The 16895-nt window shown below is 64.6% G+C and carries 18 protein-coding genes and 2 pseudogenes; 11 read left to right on the top strand and 9 right to left on the bottom strand.

Going from position 1 to position 16895, the window contains the following annotated elements; all coding sequences use genetic code 11:
• Nucleotides 1-41: 41 nt before the first annotated feature.
• The 6 genes and pseudogenes from AC0V8S_RS14730 to AC0V8S_RS14705 form a co-directional block, all read right to left on the bottom strand.
• Nucleotides 42-362 carry an ArsR/SmtB family transcription factor gene (locus tag AC0V8S_RS14730; RefSeq protein WP_475438130.1) on the bottom strand — a complete coding sequence of 107 codons (321 nt, stop codon included), beginning with the start codon at nucleotides 360-362 and terminating at the stop codon, nucleotides 42-44.
• Nucleotides 363-427: 65 nt separating this feature from the next.
• A complete protein-coding gene (gene arsC / locus AC0V8S_RS14725) occupies nucleotides 428-850 on the bottom strand; it encodes an arsenate reductase (glutaredoxin) (RefSeq protein WP_475438129.1) in 423 nt (140 codons plus the stop codon).
• A complete protein-coding gene (locus AC0V8S_RS14720) occupies nucleotides 847-1533 on the bottom strand; it encodes an aquaporin (RefSeq protein ID WP_475438128.1) in 687 nt (228 codons plus the stop codon). Before AC0V8S_RS14720 ends, arsC begins: the two co-directional genes overlap by 4 nt.
• A gap of 7 nt (nucleotides 1534-1540) precedes the next feature.
• Nucleotides 1541-1873 carry an ArsR/SmtB family transcription factor gene (locus AC0V8S_RS14715; RefSeq protein ID WP_475438127.1) on the bottom strand — a complete coding sequence of 111 codons (333 nt, stop codon included), beginning with the start codon at nucleotides 1871-1873 and terminating at the stop codon, nucleotides 1541-1543.
• A 66-nt stretch (nucleotides 1874-1939) separates the two neighbouring features.
• Nucleotides 1940-3853 carry a diguanylate cyclase gene (locus tag AC0V8S_RS14710; RefSeq protein WP_475438126.1) on the bottom strand — a complete coding sequence of 638 codons (1914 nt, stop codon included), beginning with the start codon at nucleotides 3851-3853 and terminating at the stop codon, nucleotides 1940-1942.
• A 269-nt stretch (nucleotides 3854-4122) separates the two neighbouring features.
• Nucleotides 4123-4955 (bottom strand): annotated as a pseudogene (locus AC0V8S_RS14705) (SDR family oxidoreductase).
• 96 nt (nucleotides 4956-5051) lie between these two features.
• On the opposite strand from AC0V8S_RS14705, the pseudogene AC0V8S_RS14700 reads away from it, so the two are divergent.
• A pseudogene (locus tag AC0V8S_RS14700) lies at nucleotides 5052-5936 on the top strand (LysR family transcriptional regulator); the annotation flags it as partial.
• An 11-nt stretch (nucleotides 5937-5947) separates the two neighbouring features.
• On the opposite strand, the gene AC0V8S_RS14695 reads toward AC0V8S_RS14700, so the two are convergent.
• Entirely contained in the window at nucleotides 5948-6853 is a 906-nt protein-coding gene (locus AC0V8S_RS14695; RefSeq protein ID WP_475438125.1) for a LysR family transcriptional regulator, read from the bottom strand.
• Between the two features lie 93 nt (nucleotides 6854-6946).
• On the opposite strand from AC0V8S_RS14695, the gene AC0V8S_RS14690 reads away from it, so the two are divergent.
• The 5 genes from AC0V8S_RS14690 (at nucleotide 6947) to AC0V8S_RS14670 (ending at nucleotide 10456) form a co-directional block, all read left to right on the top strand.
• Nucleotides 6947-7828 carry an aldo/keto reductase family oxidoreductase gene (locus AC0V8S_RS14690; RefSeq protein ID WP_475438124.1) on the top strand — a complete coding sequence of 294 codons (882 nt, stop codon included), beginning with the start codon at nucleotides 6947-6949 and terminating at the stop codon, nucleotides 7826-7828.
• 146 nt (nucleotides 7829-7974) lie between these two features.
• Entirely contained in the window at nucleotides 7975-8310 is a 336-nt protein-coding gene (locus AC0V8S_RS14685) for an ArsR/SmtB family transcription factor (RefSeq protein WP_475438123.1), read from the top strand.
• Entirely contained in the window at nucleotides 8307-8801 is a 495-nt protein-coding gene (locus AC0V8S_RS14680; RefSeq protein WP_475438122.1) for an SRPBCC family protein, read from the top strand. The genes AC0V8S_RS14685 and AC0V8S_RS14680 overlap by 4 nt, the downstream gene beginning before the upstream one ends.
• Entirely contained in the window at nucleotides 8791-9615 is an 825-nt protein-coding gene (locus AC0V8S_RS14675; protein ID WP_475438121.1) for an alpha/beta fold hydrolase, read from the top strand. Before AC0V8S_RS14680 ends, AC0V8S_RS14675 begins: the two co-directional genes overlap by 11 nt.
• Nucleotides 9616-9703: 88 nt before the next feature.
• On the top strand, nucleotides 9704-10456 hold the full coding sequence (locus tag AC0V8S_RS14670) for a pseudouridine synthase (RefSeq protein WP_475438120.1): 753 nt from the start codon (nucleotides 9704-9706) through the stop codon (nucleotides 10454-10456).
• Between the two features lie 84 nt (nucleotides 10457-10540).
• Here the strand turns inward: AC0V8S_RS14670 and AC0V8S_RS14665 are convergent, their stop codons facing one another.
• Nucleotides 10541-10810: a cyclase gene (locus AC0V8S_RS14665; RefSeq protein WP_475438119.1), complete on the bottom strand. Its 270-nt coding sequence runs from the start codon at nucleotides 10808-10810 to the stop codon at nucleotides 10541-10543.
• A gap of 187 nt (nucleotides 10811-10997) precedes the next feature.
• On the opposite strand from AC0V8S_RS14665, the gene AC0V8S_RS14660 reads away from it, so the two are divergent.
• From AC0V8S_RS14660 to AC0V8S_RS14645, 4 genes are all read left to right on the top strand, one after another.
• Nucleotides 10998-11195, top strand: a complete 198-nt coding sequence (locus AC0V8S_RS14660) for a hypothetical protein (protein WP_183461770.1) — start codon at nucleotides 10998-11000, stop codon at nucleotides 11193-11195.
• A 642-nt stretch (nucleotides 11196-11837) separates the two neighbouring features.
• Complete coding sequence (locus AC0V8S_RS14655; protein ID WP_475438118.1) at nucleotides 11838-12584, top strand: SDR family NAD(P)-dependent oxidoreductase; 747 nt, start codon at nucleotides 11838-11840, stop codon at nucleotides 12582-12584.
• Between the two features lie 54 nt (nucleotides 12585-12638).
• On the top strand, nucleotides 12639-13703 hold the full coding sequence (locus AC0V8S_RS14650; protein WP_475438117.1) for a sigma-70 family RNA polymerase sigma factor: 1065 nt from the start codon (nucleotides 12639-12641) through the stop codon (nucleotides 13701-13703).
• A gap of 98 nt (nucleotides 13704-13801) precedes the next feature.
• A complete protein-coding gene (locus AC0V8S_RS14645) occupies nucleotides 13802-14203 on the top strand; it encodes a VOC family protein (protein ID WP_096448511.1) in 402 nt (133 codons plus the stop codon).
• A gap of 287 nt (nucleotides 14204-14490) precedes the next feature.
• Here AC0V8S_RS14645 and AC0V8S_RS14640 read toward each other — a convergent pair whose 3' ends face one another.
• Nucleotides 14491-15072 carry a histidine phosphatase family protein gene (locus AC0V8S_RS14640; RefSeq protein ID WP_475438116.1) on the bottom strand — a complete coding sequence of 194 codons (582 nt, stop codon included), beginning with the start codon at nucleotides 15070-15072 and terminating at the stop codon, nucleotides 14491-14493.
• 197 nt (nucleotides 15073-15269) lie between these two features.
• Here AC0V8S_RS14640 and AC0V8S_RS14635 point away from each other — a divergent pair, with 197 nt between their 5' ends.
• The gene (locus AC0V8S_RS14635) at nucleotides 15270-16802 is read left to right on the top strand and encodes an alkaline phosphatase family protein (protein ID WP_475438115.1); all 1533 of its coding nucleotides are present in this window, start codon (nucleotides 15270-15272) and stop codon (nucleotides 16800-16802) included.
• Nucleotides 16803-16895 lie beyond the last annotated feature (93 nt).

Below are 16895 nucleotides of genomic sequence, written 5' to 3'. Positions count from 1 at the left end.
GCTTCTATCCTTCCGGTATTATCGAAATAACAGGCAAAAAATCAGGCCGCTGCGTCACCTGTTGCCGGGTTGCAAGCGGCATCGGCGCAGCATTCGTCGGCCAGGAAGCCGATGAGATCGTTCATCATGGGATAGTTGGCGCGGCAGATCAGCGTCGTTGCCTGCCGCTCCTGGCTGACCAGTCCGGTCAGGATCAGGCGGTGCAGATGGTGCGACAGCGTCGAGGCGGCGATGCCGAGGCTTTCCTGCAGGAAGCCGACCGGCCGGCCCGCTTCACCCGCCCGCACCAGGATACGATAGAGGTTCAGCCGCGTCGGATTGCCGAGCGCTTCCAATTGCTTCGCTGCTTGTTCGAGTTTCATCGAAATAGCATGCGGCCGGCGGCGGGAATCGTCAAGCCCTATTTCGAATAATATCGAAATAGCCTTCAGACGACCCGCTTGCCACTCGCGTCGACAACGACCTCGCCGTCCTCCTTGGTGAACGGGCCGATATCCGGATTGGGCAGGATATCGAGCACTGCTTCGGACGGCCGGGCCAGCACGACGCCGAGCGGGCTCACCACGATCGGCCGGTTGATCAGGATCGGATGCGCCAGCATGAAATCGAGGATCTCGTCGTCGCTCCATTTGGGATCACCGAGGTTGAGTTCGTCATAGGGCGTGCCCTTTTCGCGCAGCAACTCGCGCGGCGTCATTCCCATTGCCGCGATCAGCTCGATTAGCTTTTCGCGCGACGGCGGGTTCTTCAGATACTCGATCACTTCCGGCTCTTCGCCGGACTGGCGGATGATCGCCAGCGTGTTGCGCGAGGTGCCGCAGGCGGGATTGTGGTAGATGGTGATGGTCATTGCGCGGCTCTCATTTCTGGCACGGGCTTGGGTTCGGAAAGCAGCCAGCCGGCCAGCGCCATGGCGAGCAGCGCGCCCGCCAGTTCCGCGGCGATGAAGGCCGGCACATCGAGCGGCCGGATCCCAGCAAACGTGTTGGAAAAGGCGCGGGCAATCGCCACCGCCGGATTGGCAAACGAGGTCGAGGCCGTGAACCAATAGGCCGATGTGATGTAGAGCCCGACCAGCCAGGGGATAGCGTCGCTGCGGAAGCGCAGGCCGGCAAGGATGGTGAAAACCAGTCCGAAACTCGCGACCAGTTCGGCCAGCCACAGCCCCTGCCCGCTGCGCACCGTCGCCGAGACCTCCAGCAAGGGCAGGTCGAACATGGCATGCGCGACCAGCGTGCCGGCGAGGCCGCCGAGAATCTGGACAGCGATGTAGCCCAGCACGGCCGGCCAGCCGATGTCGCGCCGCAGCCCGAAAACCAGCGTGACGGCCGGATTGAAATGCGCGCCGGAGACCGGCCCCAGCGTGGTGATCAGCACCACCAGCATGGCGCCGGTTGGAATGGTGTTGCCGAGCAGCGACAATGCGACATCACCCGTCAGCCGGCTGGCCATGATGCCCGAGCCGACCACCGTTGCGACCAGCATGGCGGTGCCCAGCGCTTCGGCTGCGAGACGGCGTCGAAGGTCTGTCATGTCAACCTCAACATTTGCAGGTCACCGCCCCGAGGATCGGCTGGCAAAGCTCCGGCGCGCCGTTGCAGCAATCCTCCATCAGATAGGCCAGCAGATCGCGAAACCCGGTCATGTCGGCCGTGTAGCGGATGCTGCGGCCTTCGCGTTCGGCGTGCACCAGCCCAGCCTGGCCGAGGATCTTCAAATGCGCCGACATGGTGTTCTGCACCGTACCCAGCCTTGTCGCGATCTCGCCCGCCGGCACGCCCTCGGCTCCGGCCCGAACCAGCAGCCGGAACACTTCCAGCCTGGTTTCCTGGCCGAGCGCGGCGAGCGCCAGCAATGCAATTGTCTTGTCCATCAATCCATCTATCCAGATTTATGGATTAATGGCAGCCGACCATGACGCTGCCGTGACAGCCAGGGCTCACGCCTTGCGCCGGGAAGCGGTCGGGCGTGGTTCGCTGAGGTGCGGGCGCCAGCCATGCACGCGGTCGCGCCCCGCGGCCTTGGCGCCGTAGAGCGCCTCGTCGGCGCGCCGCAAGAGATCGGCGATCTCGATCGCGGCACTGCCGTCAAAAGTGCCGACCCCGATGCTGACGGTGACGATGCCCTTTTCGCTGCCGGCATGCGCAAGCCCGAGGTCGCGCACCTTGCCCCTGAGGCTTTCGGCGATGACGAAGGCGCCCCGCGCATCGGTTTCCGGCAGGACGAGCGCGAACTCCTCGCCGCCATAGCGGGCCGCCGCGTCGGCCGGCCGGCGGGCCGTCGCCTCGATGCAGCGGCTGACGGCGCGCAGGCATTCATCGCCCGCCGGGTGGCCGTAATGGTCGTTGAAGCGCTTGAACCAGTCGACATCGATGATCAGCAGGCTGAGCGGCGTCGTGTTGCGCCGGCCACGCGCGAATTCGCGCGCCAGCGCGTCGTCGAAGGCCCGCCGCGTCAACAGTTCGGTCAGCCCGTCGCGATGCGCCAGCAGGTTCAGCTTCTCATTGGCCGCCAGCAATTCGGCCTCGACCTGCTTGGCCTCGGTGATGTCGGAAAACACACTCAGGCTGCCGCCATCGCCGGTCGGCCGGGTCCGCACATCGAGCCAGCGCCCGTCGGCAAGCTGGACCTGGCGGTGGCTGGATAATGTCTGCAGGGCCATGATATCCGCGATCCACGCCTCGACCGCGTCGGGCGGGGTGACACTTTCGCCGCGCGCCACCGAGGCGCGCAGGATGTCGCGATGGTGAGCACCGGGTACCCTCAAGTCCGCCGTCTTCGGAAACATGGCGCGGTACTGGGCGTTGCACAGCACCAGCCTGTCCTCGGGGTCGAACATCACCAGGCCGTCGGCCATATGCGTCAGCGCGTCTCCGAGCCTGGCCTGGCTTTCGGCCAGTTCGGTTTCCAGCTGCTTGCGCTGGGTGATGTCGCGATTGTGCGTGATCAGGCCGATGACGGCCCCGGTCCTGTCACGAAACGGCGCCTTCAGCGTCGCCAGCCAGGCATCGGTGCCGTCCGCATGGTGCACGTGCTGTTCGATGGTGGAGGAGACGCCGGACGCCAGCACCGCAAGCTCGTCCTCGCGGAATCCCTGCGCTGTTTCGCTGGGAAAGAAATCGAAATCCGTCTTGCCGATCAGCGCCTTGGCGTTGGCCGCCTGCATCAGCGCGGCGGTCGCCGGATTGGCGGCGATGAACCGGCCCTCAAGATCCTTGACGTTGAGGCAATCAGGCAAGGTCTCGACCACGGCCTTGAAGATGCGCCGCGACTGCAGCGCTTCCAGGCGCCGCCGCTCCTGGTAGATCGCCAGCCCCGACATCGCCACGGAGACAAAGATGAGCAATGTCGAGGGAAACACCACTTTTGGCAGGACCGTCTCGATAACGGACCGCGGCAGGACACTGAGGCCAAGCAGCGATCCGCAGGCCGTCGCGGCACCCAGGATCATGATATCGCGCATGGCGGGGGCGCGGCCCCTGAGCGCAAGATTGCCGGCAATGCCGACCAGCATGGTCGCCGCGATCCCCACCGCGCCGGCGAAAGCGCCGATGCCGCCCTCGAAAGTGCGGAAGGCGCCGGCCGTCACGCCCGCGACGATGCCGGCGACAGGACCGCCGAAGAAGCCGGCAAGGCCAACCATCGTCGCCCTGAGATCGATAAAAACGCCTGGCTGCAACTGCATTGGTGTCAGCATCAGGACGATGGCGCCGGCGCCCATCAGCAGGCCGAAGGCCGCCGCCTTTACCGCGGCCGGCCTGCGGTCCAGCCACACATGCGTGTGGATCCAGACCGAAACGAACATCGCAACGACCGCGAGATTGGCCAGCAATTCAGACCAGGGCGAACCCATGCTTCGTCCCCCTTCCTTCATGCGTCGAGGGTGCGTCGGCAATCAGCGACGCTGCCCTCGTGGATACGCCGGGCAAGAAAACAAAGTGTTACGGACCGGGTTTGGATTGTTTGGATGTGCGGACGGGTGAGTGTCTCCAGGGGTAGCCCACCGCCGCCAGAAGCGGGCCAAGACTTTCCACAATGGCATAGATTCATCCATAAAACAGACACTTAAGCGCGTCGGTTGAATCGATTTCGACCCGACGCGGTTGACGCCCGCAGCAGCGATTATCCGTCGATCGCCAGTGAGCTTGAAAGCGCGCGATAGGTTTCGATCTGTTGCTGCAATGTCGCAATCTTCTGTTCAGCCGTGGCGATAGCATCGGCGCCGGCCAGGAAGCGCCGGGGAAGCGCGGCCTCCTTGTCCAGCGTGATCAGCGCCTGCGCCAGTTTTGCGGGGTCGCCACCCTGTGTGCCGTTCGCCCCTGTCCAGAAGGCCTCCTGCTGCGCACGGCGCGCGCTGTAATCCGCGACGGCGAGATCGGCATATCTGGTCGATGCCTCGGTGAGAAGTTCGGTGCGGAAGAAGCCTGGATTGACGATCATGGTCTCGATCCCAAACGGCGAGACCTCGATCTGCAGCGCTTCCATCCAGCCGTCGAGACCGAACTTGGACGCCGAATAGGCGGTGCAGAATTCGTAACCCACGAGGCCCGCCGTCGACGAGATCGAGATGATCCTGCCGATCCCTGCTTGCGCATCGCCGGCAGAAAAGCGCGGGTGACATTCATCGGGCCGACCAGGCTCGTGGCCAGTTGCAGGTCCATCTGCCGAGGCGACAGTTCCTCGAAATAGCCGGCCTGGAAGCTGGCCGCGTTGTTGACCAGGACGTCGATGCGGCCAAAGCGCTCGATGGTGGCCTTTGCCGCCGTCTCGGCGTCGGCGATGCTGGTGACGTCCAGCCTGACGACCAGAAGCCTGTCGGATTGGCCGACAGCCCCGGCCACCTTGTCTGTATTGCGGCCGCTAGCGACAACTTGATGGCCGGCGGCCAGGGCAGCCTTGGCAATATGCAGGCCCATGCCTCGCCCGGCGCCCGTGATGAACCAAACTTTGCTCATGTTGCGAAATCCCTTCGTTGCCGGGGTTAGATAACCCCTGCTGACGAATGGGATTAGATGGTATTATCGGCATGGACTTAGAAATGGGATTGATGAATGCGAAGGCAGAACGTGAACGACCTGCTGGCCTTTATCGCGGTCGCCCGGGAGCAGAGCTTCACCAGGGCAGCCGCCAGGCTCGGCGTGTCACAGTCCGCATTGAGCTATACCATCCGCACCCTGGAGGAGCGGCTCGGCCTTCGGGTTCTGACCCGCACGACCCGCAGCGTCGGCCTGACGGAGGCCGGTGAGAGGCTTCTGAGCAGCATCGGGCCAAGGTTCGATGAGATCGAGCGCGACATCCAGGCACTGGCGGAGATGCGCGACAAGCCGGCCGGCAGGGTCAGGATCAATTCCGTCGAGCACGCCGCTGAAACCATCCTCTGGCCGGCCATGGCGCGGTTGCTGCCGCAATACCCGGATGTGAATGTCGAGATCATTTCGGACTATGGTTTGATCGACATCGTGGCGGAGCGCTACGACGCCGGCGTGCGACTTGGCGAACAGGTGGACAAGGACATGATCGCGATGCGCATCGGTCCTGATTTCCAACAGGCGGTGGTCGGGGCACCGGCTTACTTCGAAGGCCGGACGTTGCCGGACACACCGCAGGAGCTCACCGAACACCAATGCATCAACCTGCGTCTGCCGACGCATGGCGGTTTCTATATCTGGGAGTTTCGCAACGATGGCCGAGAATTGAAGGCCCGCGTCCAAGGTCGCGCCGTGTTCAATTCCATAAGCTTGATACGACAAGCAGCGCTCGACGGGTTGGGGCTTGCCTACCTGCCATTGGACCTGGTCGAGCCTGAGATCACCGCCGGTCGGCTGCTGCGCGTGCTGGACGACTGGTGCGCACCACGCCCGGGCTATCATCTCTACTATCCCAGCCGCCGCCAGCCCTCACCTGCCTTCGCTCTGGTTCTCGAGGCGCTTCGCTACCATTCCACACCTCACCCCCAGCGCATCGTGCCGACAAAGTCGATGAAGGCGCGCAGCGGCGCCGGCGTGAGGCGGCGGCCGGGGTAGTAGAGGAACGGGCCGGAAAACTCCTGCCACCAGGGTTCGAGCACCGGCTCCAGCCGGCCATCGTCGAAATAGGGCCGCAGCCAGTCCTCGAACAGCGAGACGATGCCGCCGCCGGCGATCGACACCTCAAGCGCCAGCGCCATGGCCGTTCCGGTGCTGACCAGCAGCGGCCCGCTCGGCTCGACGCTCACCACCTCGCCGCCGCGTTCGAACTCCCAGGCCGGCGTCAGGCCGCTCGCGAAGCGCCCGCGCAGGCAGGCGTGATCGAGCAGGTCGCGCGGATGCTCGGGCCGGCCGTGCCGGTCGAGATAGAGCGTCGCGGCGGCGGTGGCGAAGCGCTGCCGGCGCGGGCCGATCGGCACGGCGATCATGTCCTGCTCCAGCCGCTCGTCATAGCGGATGCCGGCGTCGCAACCGCTCGCCAGTATGTCGACGAAACTGTCCTCGGCGGTCACTTCCATCCGGATGTCGGGATAGGCGGCGAGGAAGGGCGGCAACAGGCGCGGCAGCACCAGTTTGGCCGCGACGACCGGCACGTTGAGCCGCAGCGTGCCGGCCGGGCGGCCACGAAAGCCGTTGACCACGTCGAGCGCCGCCTCGACCTCGCCGAGCGCCGGGCCAAGCCGTTCCAGCAGCCGCGCGCCGGCCTCGGTCGGCGCGACACTGCGCGTGGTGCGGTTGAGGAGCCGCACGCCAAGCCCGGTTTCCAGCCGCCGCACCGTCTCTGAGAGACTGGAGGCGCTGACGCTGCCCACCCGGGCGGCTTCGCGAAAACCGCCGGCGCGCGCCACCGCCATGAACGCCTGGAGGTCGCCGAGATCCGTCGCCATTGTTCGCCTTTCCGCACAGGCTGTGCCGATTGCACCATATTATCGCGCAGGCGCGCTTTGTCTACATTGGGCCGATCCACAGGAGATGAGACCATGACCGACATCAGCAAGGCCGGAACCTTCAAACTCGGCGACCGCACCGTAAAACGCCTCGGCTACGGCGCCATGCAGCTGGCGGGACCCGGCGTCTTCGGCCCGCCGAAGGACCGCGACGCAGCCCTTGCCGTGCTGCGTGAGGCGATCGCCAGCGGCGTCGACCATATCGACACATCGGATTTCTATGGCCCGCACGTCACCAACCAGATCATCCGCGAGGCGTTGCACCCCTACCCTGCCGGCCTCACCATCGTCACCAAGGTCAGCGCCCGGCGCGGCGCCGATGCATCCTGGCTTCCCGCAATGTCGCCCAAGGAACTGACTGAGGCCGTGCACGACAATCTGCGCAATCTCGGGCTTGATGTGATCGAGGTGGTCAACCTGCGCTCCATGCATGGCATCCACGGCCCCGCCGAAGGATCACTCGAGCCGCAGTTGAACACGCTCGCCGAATTGCAGCGCCAGGGCCTCATTCGCCATATCGGCATGAGCAACGTCACCCGCGCCCAGATCGCTGAGGGGCGCGGCATCGCCGACATCGTCTGCGTGCAGAACCAGTACAATATCGCGCATCGCGACGACGACGCGCTGATCGATGTTCTTGCCGCCGACGGCATCGCCTATGTGCCGTTCTTCCCGCTCGGCGGCTTCACGCCGCTGCAGTCGGACACGCTGGCCAATGTTGCCAGGAAACTCGGCGCGACCCCGATGCAAGTGGCGCTCGCCTGGCTGCTGCGCCGCGCGCCCAACATCCTGCTCATCCCCGGCACCTCCTCGGTCGGGCATCTCCGCGAGAACCTCGCGGCGGCGGAGTTGGACCTGCCGGCCGACGCGCTCGCCGTGCTGAACGGCATTGCGGACGAGAAGGCAGCCGCCTGAGCGTTTGAACACCCCATTGCCGGGCGACAGTTTTTCCCGGCAAGGGGACGCATTGCGCACAACAACATAGGCCAATCAGAACCCATTGACGTAGTGGGCTTACTCCTTTATAGAACCACTTAGTTCCAGAACTAGATGGTTCCATAATGGCCACTCAAATCTCCCTCGACGACACGTTCGCCGCCCTCGCCGACCCCACGCGCCGGGCGATCCTTGCCCGGCTGCTCGACGGCGAAGCGTCGGTTGCCGAGCTGGCGCAGCCTTTCGCGCTCACCGTGCGCGCCGTCTCCAAACATGTCGGCGTGCTGGAACAGGCCGGCCTGGTTACCCGCAGCCGGGCGGCGCAAAAACATCTCAGCCGCATCGAACTCAAACCGCTGCGCGACATCGACCGCTGGCTGGATGACTATCGCAAGCTGTGGGAAGACCGTTTCGACCGCATGGAGGACCTCCTGCGGCGCGGCGCGGACAGGCCGGAATGAGCGCGCCCGCAACCGCCGACCGCAGCTTTGCCATCGAGCGGATTTTCAACGCGCCGGTCGAACGCGTCTTCCGGCTGTGGACCGATCCGCTTCTGGTGGCGCAGTGGTGGGGCATCAGGGGCTGCACCATCTCTCATTGCGCGCTCGATTTGCGCGTCGGCGGCCGCTGGCGCATCGACATGCTGACCGCCGGTGGCGCGCTCTACCGCAACCAGGGCAGCTATCTCGAGATCGTCGAGAATGTCAGGCTGAGCTATTGCGACGAACCGGATCCTGAAATCCGCGAATGGGCAGGCAAGCCGCCGGGCCAGAGCCGCCACACGGTGAGCTTCACGGCCAGCGGCGCACGCACCCATGTCCATTTCGAGGTGACGCTGGCGACTGCCGCCGACCGCGAACGCCTGCTGGCGCTCGGCATGCGCGGCGGCTGGGTGCAGAGCTTCGACCGGCTGGAACAGTTGATAGGCAAGGGAGTAAACCATGCTGGCTGAGAACGCGAAACCGACGACGCAAGCCGTGTTGTCGCGGGATGGCACGCCAATCGCCTGCGAGCGGCGGGGCCAGGGTCATCCGCTCATCCTCATCGACGGCGCGCTCTGCTCGCGCGCCATGGGGCCGAGCGGCCCGCTGGCCAAGGCGCTGGAAGGCGATTTCACCGTGTTTCGCTACGACCGCCGTGGCCGTGGCGACAGCGGCGACACCGCGCCCTACGCGGTCGAGCGCGAGGTCGATGACATCGCGGCCGTGCTGCGGGCGGCCGGCGGTGAAGCCCATGTCTGGGGCATGTCTTCCGGCGCCATGCTGGCGCTGATGGCGGCAGCCCGCCTGCCCGGCATCAGCAGGCTCGCGCTCTACGAAGCGCCGCTGATCGTCGACGACAGCCGCGCGACCACGCAAGGCGACTGGGTATCGATCCGGCAGGCCATCGTCGACAACAGGCGCGGCGACGCCGTGAGCGCCTTTCTCAAATCGGTCGGCATGCCCGGCCTGCTGATCGCGGTCATGAGACTGACGCCGATCTGGCGCAAACTCAAAGCGGTGGCGCATACGCTGCCTTATGACGGCGCCATCGTCGCCGGCGACCAGCTCGGCAAGCCGTTGGACCCCGCCCGCTGGAACGCGCTCAGTGTGCCGACACTGGTGACCGATGGTGGCAAAAGCCCGCCCTGGATGCGCCATGGCAACAAGGCCTTGGCGCAGGCGCTGCCCAATGCCCGCTACAAGACACTGGCAGGCCAGAACCACATGCTGAAACCCGCCGCGCATGCGCCGGTGCTGACGGCGTTTTTCAACGGGCGGGATTGAGCGGCCAGCCGCCTCAGTGCAATCAGTGTACGGCTTGCAGAGCCATCGCGGCCCGTGTCATCTGTCTGATGCAACCGACCGGATCAGCATGGCATCAAGACCACCACCCACCGGCAGGCCCGGCAAGTCCCCCGGCGTCAGCCTGAACCGCGCGCTGTCAAAGCTCGGCCTGTGCTCGCGCACGCAGGCCGAGGTGCTGATCGCCGACGGCCGTGTGCGCGTCGGCGGCAAGGTGGTGCGCGATGCCACGCTGCGCGTCGACCTGAACTGCGACCGTATCGTCGTCGATGGCGAAAAGCTGGTCGCCGAGCGCAAGGTCTATGTCATGCTCAACAAGCCGCGCGGGCTGGTCACCACCCGCGACGACCCACAACAGCGCGACACCGTCTATGCCTGCCTCGAAGGGCTCGATTTGCCCTTTGTCTCGCCCGTCGGCCGCCTCGACAAGGCCAGCGAAGGCCTGCTGCTGATGACCAATGACACGCACTTCGCCAACCGGCTGATCGACCCGGCCTCGCATCTGCCCAAGACCTATCACGTCCAGGTCGGCACGGTGCCCGATGAAACGATGCTGGACAAACTCCGCGCGGGCGTCACCGTCGATGGCGAGACCCTGACCGCCAGTTCGATCGCGCTTTTGCGCAGCGGCGGCCGTACCGCCTGGCTGGAGATCGTGCTCGACGAGGGCCGCAACCGCCACATCCGCCGCCTGCTCACCGCGCACGGTATCGAGGTCAAGCGCCTCATCCGCATCGCCATCGGCCACTTGCCACTGGGCGACCTCGCCAAGGGCACGGCGCGGCATCTGACGCCGGAGGAACTGGCGCTGCTCGCCGGATGAACAAGCGTCCCGCCCGCCAGGCCGCAAGCGGCCCGGCTCATTTTCCGTCTGGAATTGCGGCGGAACAGGAGATGGAGCGGCCCATCAGGCCTTGTTGGTGATCCACATGCTTGGCGCGCCGACCACGCCGGCGCTCGCCATCGCTTCTTTCAATTTTGGGTTTTTGATAAAGGCCTGCGCCTCGCCGACACTGGCGAAATCATGCGTCACGGTGACGTCATTGGGGTTGTCCGCCGCCTGATAGACGGTCTCGGCCTTCACGCCGTTGGCCTTTTGAACCGGCGCGAACCCGTCATAGACTTTGCGCCAGGCCTTGTAGTCGGACACGGTATGTCTCACGAACAGCGTCGTCATCGTACATTCCTCCCAGGTTATTGGTGCGCCCAAGAGATCGGCGATGGGCCGTCCAGTTTATCGCCTCAAGCAGATCTTTGGCAAACCAGCGAACGAATGGGTAGTGTCTCAGTTTGAAATTTGACGCCGCGCTTGTCGCGATCCGCGCCATACACCTATATGCTTAGCGCAAAGCATGGGAGGTTTCATGGCCAAGCCGACAAATGCCGCAGATATGGCCCGAGCCGTCGGTGTCGATCCGAAAGCGTTTCGACAGGCGTTGCGAAACGCGAACTTCCCTTGGCACAAGCTCAATGATGATTGGATTGTTGATCTCGACAGCGCAGAGCACTCGTCAATGCGCACAGTGCTGGTGACTCTCTTGAAGCGGAAGAAAGCCTCCTAAATGCCCACCGGGCCTAAGGGCCAGAAGCGACCCTGTTGCGCCTAAGCCGGGCAAGCGTGGGCCATACAAACGAAGACTGTGACCTAGAAAAGACTCACCCCCACAAGCCTTTGCGGCAGTTCAAATGCGATCTTATTTCTTGAAGCTTATTTCGGCAGGTCCCAGCTATAGATGGCAAATTTCGGTCGGTAGGAATCGACGTGAAGGTACTTGGGCGCGAAATCTATCTGCCTCCGCTACGACCAGGAGACGCTACTGGCATCCTATTGGTGTTGGTGTTGTTGGCAGTCGTAGTTATTGCGCTGTCGATTTTTCCGATGCAAACGCGAGAGATACAGACGCAAGGAAATTTCGGCTTCGGACCGGAATGGGACTGTGCGTGGCCCGGTAAAGGCGGACCAGTGTGCGTCAAATCTTCCAAAACGCAGACGCCGCCACAAATCCCAGTTAATCGCTGAATTGCTTGGCTACGCCTTCCACCCACAGCCGAAATTCAAACCGAGACACTACCAACGAATGAGAGCCGCCTGACAGGCGCCCCGCGAAAGATTTTACCCCCGCACCGATGATTTCCACCCGCCCGCGCTGTCCTGATCATTAGGCGCTGGAATGGTTCCGGCAGCCGGAGAAGCGAGGTGAGCCATGCAATCGTTGAAAGGTCAAAATGTCGTCGTGGTCGGAGGCAGCCGGGGTGTCGGCCGTTCGATCGTGGAAGCTGCGCTCGGCGAAGGCGCAACCGTGCTTGCCATCGCGCGCGGCATGGAAGCGTTGAAGGAGCTCGCCTGGGAAGCGTCAGGCGTGAAGACGCTTGCCGCCGACGCCACGCAGGAGGCCGCGCCTGACGCGGTGTTCGCCGCGCTGCCGCCGGATGTGCTGGTCATCTGCGCCGGCGCCTTCGCTCCGTCGGCCTGCATCCAGGACCAGAGCTGGGACGATTTTTCGGCGAATTGGGAGACGGACGTCAAGGCATCGTTCCTGTTCTGCAGGGCAGCGCTGCAGGGCCGTTTAAAGCCGGGCAGCCGCGTGGTGCTGATCTCCAGCGGCGCCGCATTCAGCGGCGGACCGCCGAACTCCGGCGGCTATTCCGGCGCCAAGCAAATGCAGATGTTCCTTGCCGCCCACAGCCAGAAGGAAGCCGACCGGCTTGGCCTTGGCCTGCGCTTCATGGCGCTGGCGCCGATGCGCATCATGGCCGGCACCGGCGTCGGCCAGCGCGGCATTTCGAGCATTTCCGCCTATCTCGGCATCAGCCCGGCGGATTTCCTGGCCAGCTTGAGCGATGTGCAGACGCCCGCCGATGTCGGACGCGCCGTGGTCGCGCTGGCCGGCGGCAAGGTGCAGGGCACCGCCTTCACGGTGAGCGGCAGCGGCCTTGCCGCGGCGGCATGAGGCGCGCAGGATGCGAGGCGAATTCCGGCAAATTGCGCGCTTGGCAGGCTCGACATGACAGACGCTCCCGGCCCGCTTGAGCCGCTGAGCCCGACAGGCAGGCCGATCCTCGATCGGCCTGCCTTCGAGCGCCTGACGGCGGCCCACCGCCGTGAACTGAAACTGCATTGCTACCGGATGATGGGCTCGCTGCATGAGGCCGACGATCTCGTCCAGGAGACGTTCCTCAAAGCCTGGCGCGGCCGCGCGCAATTCGATGGGCGCGGCTCGCCGCGCGGCTGGCTCTACACCATCGCCACCAACGCCTGCCTCAACGCCATCAAGGCACGGGCCACGGCGCCTCGCATCCTCGAAGAACCTGCACGGCCGCCAACGGAAGGGCGTGCCGCCGCCGGGCCGGCCGCCGAGCTTTCGTGGCTGGAGCCATACCCCGACGCCGAGCTGCCTGATATCGCCGATAGCGAGCCCGGCCCGGACGCGCGCTACGAGACAAACGAGGCCGTCCGCCTTGCCTTCGTCGCCGCCATCCAGCTTCTGCCGCCCCGGCAACGCGCATCCCTTCTGCTGTGCGACGTGCTGGGCTGGTCGGCGCTGGAGACCGCGCAATTGCTGGGCGGCTCGACCGCCTCGGTCAACAGCGCCCTGCAGCGGGCGCGCGCGACGCTCGGCGAGCGCTATCCCGGGGGACGCCCTTTGCAGCGGTCGCAGCCCAACCCGGAGGAAAGCCTGCTGCTCGAACGCTATATCAGGGCCTGGCAGGCTGCCAATCTCGACGGCTTCGTCGCCCTGCTGCGCGAGGACGCCACCTACCACATGCCGCCATGGCGCGACTGGTACCAGGGCCGCCAGGCGATCCACGGTTTCTTCAGGACCGTGTGGGGCAATTACGCCGGCTACCGCGCCGTGGCGACACGGGCCAATGGCCAGCCCGCCGTCGCCATCTATGCGCGGCGCCATGAGGAGCTGGAATGGCGCGCGCAATCGCTGCATGTCATCGAGCCGGCCGCTGGCGGCATCGCCTCGCTGACGGTCTATGTCGCCCCGCTCGGCCCTGGCCTGTTCGCCGCCTTCGGCCTGCCGCCAATGGTGCAGGAGAGCTGGTCCGAACCGGAGGCGTAATCATTGCATCTCTCTCCTGACAGAAAGCTGGCAGGAGGCCTGGCCTATAGAGCGGTCGGGAAGCCCGGCCGCGGCTTCAGCGATCAAGGAGCCCTGCGATGAATTTCGTCTCTATCCGCATCATCACGTCAGACGTTCAGCGCCTCGTGCGCTTCTACGGTGAGATCACCGGCATGCCGGTGACGGTCTACACGGAGGACTTCGCGGAACTGGCGACACCTTCCTGCACGCTGGCGATCGGCAGCACGCGCACCTTGATGCTGTTCGGCGGCGACATAGCCCGCCCCGCGGACAACCACACCGCCATCCTCGAATTCCGCGTCGGCGACGTCGATGCCGAATTCGCCAGGCTGTCGGATTTCATCAGGGACACGACTGTGCAGAAGCCGACCACCATGCCCTGGGGCAACCGCTCGCTGCTGTTTCGCGACCCCGACGGCAATCTGGTGAATTTCTTCACGCCGGTCACCGCCGAGGCGATCCGGAAGTTCGATAAATAGAGACAAGGCGCAAATTCGTGCAGCGCCAGACGTCTGAAATTAGCGGGAGCCTTCCCCCGTGTTCGTCATCCTAGGGCGAAGCAGGAGCGAAGCTCCGTCGCGGAGACCCTAGGATCCATGCCGCGACCTTGATCGAGTGGTTCAGCGGAGCAGAATTCTGCACCGTTGCAGCGCTTCAGAGTCCCGGCATGGATCCTCGGGTCTGCGCCGCGTCGCTTCGCTCCTTGCTCCGCCCGTGGATGACGAAGGGACGGGCGTTTCCGCGCCGAGCCTGCGCGCCGCTGCCGCTATTTCATATTCCATTTGCGCACGACCGGCTCGCTCGGATCATGCTCGTAGCCGAGCACGCTGGTGCTCGCCGTATCGAGCACGAACAGCGCCCCGCCTTCCGGCGGCAGGCCGAGCCAGCGGGCGGTGAGCACGCGCAGGAAATGCGCGCTGGAGAAGATCAGGATCGAGCCACCAGCGTCGCGAAGCTGCCTGATGATCCTGTCGGCGCGGGCGCCGACATCGGCCGCCATCTCGCCTTGCGGACAGCCGTCGCGAAAGACGTTCCAGCCCGGCCGCTCGGCCAGGATTTCCTTGGTGGTGCGCCCTTCATAGGCGCCGTAGTCCCACTCCTGCAGATCGTCGTTTCTGACGCTTGTCGCGCCAAAGCCGGCCAGCACGCTGGTGTTGTAGGCGCGCTGCGAGGGGCTTGACCACACTGCCGAGAACGACAGGCCCTTGAGCCGCTCCGCCACGCCCCGCGCGGCCGCCTCGCCGGCCGGCGTCAGCGGCATGTCGGTGCGCCCGGTGTGCTGCCCCGAAAGGCTCCACGCCGTTTCGCCATGCCGGACCAGGTGGATTTGGGGTAATGCGTTGCTCATACGCTCGGCCTTTCGTTGGTGTCAGGCCAAGCTGTAGCGATCGGCACAACACTGCGAAAGACCCACCCGGCCATCACAGGTGCATCACCGCTGGCTTACCAATCCGTAAGGTCCCTGCCACCGAGTTTTCATGAACCTGTCATGTCCGCTCGCCTACCTTGATCCATCGCGGGGGTCGCGAGACGAGGGACACTTCAATGAAAATGCTATCTCTGGCGCTGGCTGCGGGTACGCTGTCGGCGGCGTTGGCTGGCGCGCTGTCTGATACCAGCGCCGTCGCCGCGCCTTACAAGCATGTACTGCTCATCAGCGTCGACGGGCTTCATGCGCTCGATCTGGCAAACTATGTCGCCGCAAATCCGACAAGCTCGCTCGCCGCGCTCGCCCATACCGGGATCTTCTATCCGAATGCGCTCGCCAGCGCCCCGTCCGACTCGTTTCCTGGCCTTGTGGCACAGGTAACCGGCGGCACACCGAAATCGACGGGCGTGTTCTACGACGACAGCTACGACCGCACCTATTTCGCACCGGCCTCGGATTGCAAGGGCGAGCCGGGCGCCGAGGTGGCTTTCGCCGAGAACATCGACGTCGATTCGACGCGCCTTGATGGTGGTGGCAAGCCGGGCGATTACCGCAGTCAGATCGACCCGGCAAAGCTGCCGATGACGCTGATCAACGGCAAATGCTCGGTGGTCTATCCGCATGATTTCGTGCGGGTCAACAATGTCTTCGAAATCGTGAAAGCGCATGGCGGCCGCACGGCCTGGTCCGACAAGCACCCGGCCTACGAATGGCTGAACGGACCTTCGGGCAAAGGCGTCGACGATCTCTACGCCTTGGAACAGGACAGCTTGATTCCCGGCACGAAGGTCAAGACGACGGGCAGCTTCAAGGCCGAGCGCGACTTCGATGAAGCGCGGGTCCATGCGGTGATCAACGAAATCAAAGGCCTCGACAGCACCGGCGCGCATCCCGCGGCGGTTCCGACGCTTTTCGGCATGAATTTCCAGGCGGTGAGCGTAGGCCAGAAGCTTCCCAAGGCCGGTCCTGGCGACGAGGCCGGTCTGGTCGGCGGCTATCTGGACGCGAGCGGCGCGCCGAGCAATGGTCTTGCCGGGCAACTCGCCTATGTCGACGGTGCTCTCGGCGAACTGATGGTCGCACTCAAGGACAACAAACTCGCCAATTCGACCCTGATCATACTTGCCTCGAAGCATGGCCAGTCGCCCATCGACCCAACAACGTTCCAGCCTCTGGACGATGATCCCTATACGAAGACACCGGGCTATGCCTTCCACATCGCCGACGACGCCGCGCTGATCTGGCTCAGACCGCAAGACAGGGTGAAAAACCTCGCGGCCGCGCAGGATTATCTCGAGAAATCGAGCAAGGCTGAAGGCATCGCCCAGATCCAGCCGCCGAATGCGCTTGCTCTCGCCTATCAGGATCCGGCCACCGACAGCCGTACGCCCGACTTCATAGCCACCGTCAATCCGGGCGTGGTCTACACATCCGGCTCGAAGATTGCCGAGCACGGTGGCGCCAATGCGAACGACCGCAACGTGGCGCTTCTCATCAGCGCTCCTTCGCTCACGCCGAAGTCGGTGCCGGCTCTGGTGCAGACGACGCAGGTAGCTCCCACCATCCTGCGGGCTCTTGGCTATGACACGAACGAACTCCAGGCCGTGAAGCTCGAAGGCACCCAGGAGCTGCCGGCGGCACCATTCTAAGCCGATCTAAACCGAGGATCATAGCGTTTCACGATTGGCCGCCGGGCATGCTCGGCGGCCAATCGTTTGCGATCGGCAATGTTTGCAGACCGG

The sequence above is a fragment of the Mesorhizobium oxytropidicola genome (genome assembly GCF_056174625.1).
The sequence above is the reverse complement of the archived record's forward strand: the minus strand, read 5'-3'. Positions and strand labels throughout refer to the sequence as shown.

What these genes read in the sequence shown, in the direction of transcription:
- AC0V8S_RS14730 (WP_475438130.1), bottom strand. Translation starts at nt 362, where the DNA reads ATGAAACTCGAACAAGCAGCGAAGCAATTGGAAGCGCTCGGCAATCCG.
- arsC (WP_475438129.1), bottom strand. Translation starts at nt 850, where the DNA reads ATGACCATCACCATCTACCACAATCCCGCCTGCGGCACCTCGCGCAAC.
- AC0V8S_RS14720 (WP_475438128.1), bottom strand. Translation starts at nt 1,533, where the DNA reads ATGACAGACCTTCGACGCCGTCTCGCAGCCGAAGCGCTGGGCACCGCC.
- AC0V8S_RS14715 (WP_475438127.1), bottom strand. Translation starts at nt 1,873, where the DNA reads ATGGACAAGACAATTGCATTGCTGGCGCTCGCCGCGCTCGGCCAGGAA.
- AC0V8S_RS14710 (WP_475438126.1), bottom strand. Translation starts at nt 3,853, where the DNA reads ATGGGTTCGCCCTGGTCTGAATTGCTGGCCAATCTCGCGGTCGTTGCG.
- AC0V8S_RS14695 (WP_475438125.1), bottom strand. Translation starts at nt 6,853, where the DNA reads ATGGCGACGGATCTCGGCGACCTCCAGGCGTTCATGGCGGTGGCGCGC.
- AC0V8S_RS14690 (WP_475438124.1), top strand. Translation starts at nt 6,947, where the DNA reads ATGACCGACATCAGCAAGGCCGGAACCTTCAAACTCGGCGACCGCACC.
- AC0V8S_RS14685 (WP_475438123.1), top strand. Translation starts at nt 7,975, where the DNA reads ATGGCCACTCAAATCTCCCTCGACGACACGTTCGCCGCCCTCGCCGAC.
- AC0V8S_RS14680 (WP_475438122.1), top strand. Translation starts at nt 8,307, where the DNA reads ATGAGCGCGCCCGCAACCGCCGACCGCAGCTTTGCCATCGAGCGGATT.
- AC0V8S_RS14675 (WP_475438121.1), top strand. Translation starts at nt 8,791, where the DNA reads ATGCTGGCTGAGAACGCGAAACCGACGACGCAAGCCGTGTTGTCGCGG.
- AC0V8S_RS14670 (WP_475438120.1), top strand. Translation starts at nt 9,704, where the DNA reads ATGGCATCAAGACCACCACCCACCGGCAGGCCCGGCAAGTCCCCCGGC.
- AC0V8S_RS14665 (WP_475438119.1), bottom strand. Translation starts at nt 10,810, where the DNA reads ATGACGACGCTGTTCGTGAGACATACCGTGTCCGACTACAAGGCCTGG.
- AC0V8S_RS14660 (WP_183461770.1), top strand. Translation starts at nt 10,998, where the DNA reads ATGGCCAAGCCGACAAATGCCGCAGATATGGCCCGAGCCGTCGGTGTC.
- AC0V8S_RS14655 (WP_475438118.1), top strand. Translation starts at nt 11,838, where the DNA reads ATGCAATCGTTGAAAGGTCAAAATGTCGTCGTGGTCGGAGGCAGCCGG.
- AC0V8S_RS14650 (WP_475438117.1), top strand. Translation starts at nt 12,639, where the DNA reads ATGACAGACGCTCCCGGCCCGCTTGAGCCGCTGAGCCCGACAGGCAGG.
- AC0V8S_RS14645 (WP_096448511.1), top strand. Translation starts at nt 13,802, where the DNA reads ATGAATTTCGTCTCTATCCGCATCATCACGTCAGACGTTCAGCGCCTC.
- AC0V8S_RS14640 (WP_475438116.1), bottom strand. Translation starts at nt 15,072, where the DNA reads ATGAGCAACGCATTACCCCAAATCCACCTGGTCCGGCATGGCGAAACG.
- AC0V8S_RS14635 (WP_475438115.1), top strand. Translation starts at nt 15,270, where the DNA reads ATGAAAATGCTATCTCTGGCGCTGGCTGCGGGTACGCTGTCGGCGGCG.